The following is a 727-nucleotide window of genomic DNA, read 5'->3' as shown; positions in this document are numbered from 1 at the left end:
AGGGTCAACGTATCTGAGCACTGCTATATCGCGCAATACCCAACGGTTAGCGCTCCACCTGCGCTGCCAGGCGCAGCAGAGCAGCGTCAGGTGCAAGCGCGTGTTGGGCGGCGTTGTAAGGCTATTTTAGTTTATCCGGCTCTAGCATCAGACACCTGATCAACAGTACACGCAGGAAGGAATCACCATCCCAACACCAGAGCAAAGATTAGCGGAGCAACGATTGTTGCATCCGACTCGATGATAAACTTCGGTGTATCGACTGCCAGTTTGCCCCAGGTGATCTTTTCATTCGGTACTGCACCCGAATACGAACCATAACTGGTCGTCGAATCGCTGATCTGGCAGAAATAGCCCCACACCGGCACATCGGTGCGACGCAGGTCCTGGTGCAGCATCGGCACCACACAGATCGGGAAATCCCCCGCAATTCCGCCGCCGATCTGGAAGAATCCGATCGAATGTCTGGCTGAGGTTCTGGTATACCAGTCAGCCAGGTCGATCATGTACTCGATCCCGCCGCGCACGGTATGCACATTCTTGATGTCGCCAGCAATGCAGTGCGCAGCATAGATATTGCCGGTCGTCGAGTCTTCCCAACCCGGAACATAGATCGGCAGGTCACGCTCCATCGCCGCGTAGACCCACGAGTCGCGCGGATCGATCTGATAGTACTGTTTCAGCGCGCCTGAACGCAGGATTCGATAGAGGAACTGGTGCGGAAAAA

At 55.3% G+C, this 727-nt stretch carries 1 protein-coding gene; it reads right to left on the bottom strand.

What is annotated here, in order from left to right; translation table 11 throughout:
• Positions 1-182: 182 nt before the first annotated feature.
• Positions 183-727: deoxyhypusine synthase family protein (locus NW818_RS13910; RefSeq protein ID WP_414424891.1), on the bottom strand; the 545-nt coding region annotated here is incomplete at its 5' end.

The sequence above is a fragment of the Synechococcus sp. R6-5 genome (assembly GCF_047461775.1).
Lineage (GTDB): Bacteria > Cyanobacteriota > Cyanobacteriia > Thermostichales > Thermostichaceae > Thermostichus.
This window is presented reverse-complemented; position numbering and strand designations above follow the sequence as displayed.